Below are 3,661 nucleotides of genomic sequence, written 5' to 3' on the forward strand. Positions count from 1 at the left end.
CCCCCACCGCTTCCCCCACGCCGACGGCGAGCCCCTCCCAGCCGGCCGGGTCCACCCGGTTCACCGCGAGCGTGACCACCAACCCCGGCCAGGAGGTGTACGTGGTCGGCTCGCTGCCCCAGCTCGGCTCCTGGAACCCGGCCAACGGGGTGAAGCTGACCACCACGTCGGGCAGCTACCCGACCTGGACCGGGTCGGTGGAGATCCCGGCCGGCACCGCCTTCGAGTGGAAGCTGGTGAAGGTCGGCAACGGCGCGGTGCAGTGGGAGAACGACCCGAACCGCACCGGCACCGGCGGCACCGCCTTCACCGTCACCTGGAACCAGCACCAGTCCGCCGGCGACGCCACGGTCTCCTTCCAGGTCACCGCCAGCACCATCCCCGGGCAGCACGTCTACGTCGTCGGTGACCTGCCCGCGCTCGGTGGCTGGGATCCGGCCCGGGGCGTACGGCTCTCGCCCACCGGTTACCCGGTCTGGACCGGCGAGCTGAGCCTGCCGGCCGGCACCGCCTTCTCCTACAAGTACGTCAAACGCACCGACTCCGGCCAGGTGGTCTGGGAGTCGGGCGCGAACCGTACGGCCACCGCCACCGGGTCGCCGACCCTCACCGACACCTGGCGCTGACCCAGGCTCGGCGCTGACCCAGGCTCGGCGCTGACCCAGGCCCGGCGCTGACCGCCACCACCACCGCACGGCCCCTCCCGACCAACCGGTCGGGAGGGGCCGCCCCCGTTGCGCAGTCGCCCAGCCGCACCCGATGCGCCCCACAGTGCTCGGTCGCTCGTGCATGCCCGGCTGGTCGTGCGCGCTCAGCTGGACGTGCATGCTCAGCTGGTCCTGCGTGCTCACCTGGTCCTGCGTGCTCAGCTGGTCGTGGTGTTAATAGGGGGCCCCTGCTCTACACGAGGCGTTAGCAGGGGACCCCTCCTTTCATGGGGTGGCGCGGCGGATGATCAGGTAGCTGGCGGCGGCGAGCGGGAGGGCGAGCAGCGCCGGATAGCCGACCAGCAGGGCGCCGCCGGGCTGGTCGGCGAACCAGCCGCCGATCGCCGGCCACCAGCCCCGCCAGGTGGCGAGGACGCCCAGCCCACCGAACCCGACAATGGTCGCAGTGGTCAGGGTGAGAATGCCGTTGACACCCCAGCGCTTGAACACCAGCGCGATGGCGATGCCGAGGAAGCCGAGCAGCAGGAACGGGATGGCGAAGGCGAGGTACCGCAGCACCGGGTTGTCGACCAGCAGGAACGGCAGGCCGAAGAAGGTCAGGTCGATGCCCCAGCCGCCGGTGGCCTCCTCGACCACGGCCAGCAGGTAGAGCACCGCCGCGTAGCCGATCGCCTGGGTCGTGAACTGGAGCAGGTTGCCGAGGTAGAAGCTGCGGCGCGACACTCCCAACCCGATGGTGAACGGGAAGTCCTGCATGATGGTCTGCGTGGAGGCGACGAGCATCACGATGTAGATGCTGGCCAGACCGCCGGTGACGGGTGCCGGGTCGATGTCTCCGATCGAGGCGAAGAGCGCCAGGTTGATGAAGAAGCTGAGGGCGAGGATGCCCCAGGGCCAACCGACCACGAAGGGCCAGGCGACGAACTGGAGCCGGGCGACCGTCAGGGCGCGATTCATCGGTGAGCCTCCTTGCTGGTGGCACCGGTGATGGCGGGTGCGGCGCCGTTGGTCGCGGTGGTCAGGCGGACGACGGTGTCCTGGAGCGAGGACGCTTCCAGCGCCAGGCCGAGGGTCCGGGCCCGGTCGTGGTCGGCCGGGCCGAAGTCGCCGCGTACGGTGGCGCGGGCCGTCCCGCCGAGCCGCACCCGGTGCAGCTCCGTGCCGGTACGGGCGAACTCGTCCACGGAAGCGACCGGGCCGGAGACGGTGAGCACCTGACCACGCAGGGTCTCCGCGTCGGCGTCCAGCAGCAGCCGGCCGGCGTCGATCAGCAGGACGTGCTCGATCAGCTCACTCACCTCGTCGATGAGGTGGGTGGAGAGCACGATGGTGCGGGGATGTTCGGTGTAGTCGGCCAGCAGCCGGTCGTAGAAGATCTGCCGGGCCACCGCGTCCAGACCGAGGTACGGCTCGTCGAAGAAGGTGAGAGGGGCCCGGGAGGCCAGCCCGATGATGATGCCGAGCGCGGAGAGCATGCCCCGGGACAGTTTGCGGACGTTGCGTCGCGACGGCAGCCGGAAGTCGTCGACCAACTGTTGGGCGAACTCCTCGTCCCAGCCGGGGTGGATCAGGCTGGCCGCACGCAGCACGTGGTGCACCCGGACGGGCGGGTAGGTCTGGCTCTCCTTGATGAAGCTGGTCCGGGCGAGCACCCGCTCGTTCTCGTACGGGTGCTCGCCGAAGACCCGCACCTCGCCGGAGGTGGCGAAGTTCTGTGCGGTGAGGATCTGCATCAGGGTGGTCTTGCCGGCACCGTTGCGTCCGAGCAGGCCGTAGATCCGGTTCTCGGTGAGCGAGAAGCTGACCCGGTCCAGCGCGGTGACGCCGCCACGGTATCGCTTGGTGAGGTCGGTGACGCTGATGACCGGGCTCATCGGGCCTGCTCCCACGTGTCGATCATGTGTTTCAGTTCGGTCGGGTCGATGCCGAGCTTGCGTGCCTCGGTGAGCAGCGGTTGGACGTACTGCCGGGCGAAGTCGTCGCGGCGTCGGCCGCGCAGTTTGGCGCGGGCGCCGGAGGAGACGAACATCCCGATTCCTCGTTTCTTGTAGAGCGTTCCGTCGTCGACCAGCTTGTTGACGCCCTTGGCGGCGGTCGCGGGGTTGATCCGGTGGAAGGCCGCCAGTTCGTTCGTCGACGGCACCTGTTCCTCCTCGGCGAGGGTCCCGTCCAGGATCGAGTTCTCCAGCAGCTCCGCGATCTGGAGGAAGATCGGCCGCCCGTCCTCCATCACGTTCGCCCCCCTGGTTCGCCACCCTGGTTAGCCGGTTCACTACTCATGTAACTAACCATGCAACCACGATACGTCTGCTGTCAAGACACGGCCGTGCCGCCCGGTCAGGTGACCGGGCGGCACGGGGAGAAGGGAACGGTGATCAGTTACCGGTCAGCCGGTACATCCGGATGATCGTCTGATCGATGGTGTTGCCCTGCTTGTCGGTGACCGAGGTACGCAGCGAGACGTAGCCGGCGCCATCGGGATGGGTGACCGTGGCGGTCCAGTTCTTGCCGGTGGCCCGGACCTCGGCTGGCTGCCAGGTCTTGCCGTCGTCGTACGACACCTGCGTGGCGACCTGCTTCGGCGCGACCGTCACGCCGGCGTTGCCGACGATCCGCAGCGGGATGTCGAATCGCTCACCGGCCGGTGCCGCCGCGTTGCCGTCCAGCTTCGGGTCGTACCCCACCACCATCACCGGCAGTTGCTCCCAGTCCTCGCCGGCTGGCCGCCCGGACCGGAACGTCCAGTTCAGGGCGACCTTGGTGGACAGCTCGGTGCTGCGCTCCGCCGAGGCTTCCAGCCGGTACGCCGCCTCCTCGGCCGGCACCTCGAAGAAGCCGAACCCGGCGTCGGCGGGAACCGTCGACTCGCCGACCAATTCGTCACCCCGGTAGAGCGCGGTCCGACCGGTGTCCGCGGCCGAGTAGCCGCCGTGCCCGGCCGCGTCACCGAACAGCGGGACGTCCACCAGGATCACGTCCTCGATCCGGGCCGC

4 protein-coding genes and 1 pseudogene are annotated in these 3,661 nt (G+C 69.4%); 1 reads left to right on the top strand and 4 read right to left on the bottom strand.

Annotation, left to right across the window (positions count from 1 at the left end):
* Positions 1–626: CBM20 domain-containing protein (locus tag C1I93_RS29425; RefSeq protein ID WP_258378374.1), on the top strand; the 626-nt coding region annotated here is incomplete at its 5' end.
* 306 nt (positions 627–932) lie between these two features.
* Here C1I93_RS29425 and C1I93_RS29430 read toward each other — a convergent pair.
* The 4 genes and pseudogenes from C1I93_RS29430 to C1I93_RS31840 form a co-directional block, all read right to left on the bottom strand.
* The gene (locus C1I93_RS29430) at positions 933–1,625 is read right to left on the bottom strand and encodes a hypothetical protein (RefSeq protein ID WP_111246516.1); all 693 of its coding nucleotides are present in this window, start codon (positions 1,623–1,625) and stop codon (positions 933–935) included.
* On the bottom strand, positions 1,622–2,542 hold the full coding sequence (locus C1I93_RS29435) for an ABC transporter ATP-binding protein (protein WP_111246517.1): 921 nt from the start codon (positions 2,540–2,542) through the stop codon (positions 1,622–1,624). Before C1I93_RS29435 ends, C1I93_RS29430 begins: the two co-directional genes overlap by 4 nt.
* A complete protein-coding gene (locus C1I93_RS29440) occupies positions 2,539–2,898 on the bottom strand; it encodes a GntR family transcriptional regulator (RefSeq protein ID WP_111246518.1) in 360 nt (119 codons plus the stop codon). Before C1I93_RS29440 ends, C1I93_RS29435 begins: the two co-directional genes overlap by 4 nt.
* A gap of 145 nt (positions 2,899–3,043) precedes the next feature.
* Positions 3,044–3,661, bottom strand: a pseudogene (locus C1I93_RS31840) (S8 family serine peptidase); the annotation flags it as partial.

Source organism: Micromonospora endophytica (genome assembly GCF_003236305.1).
Taxonomy (GTDB): Bacteria; Actinomycetota; Actinomycetes; order Mycobacteriales; family Micromonosporaceae; genus Micromonospora; species Micromonospora endophytica.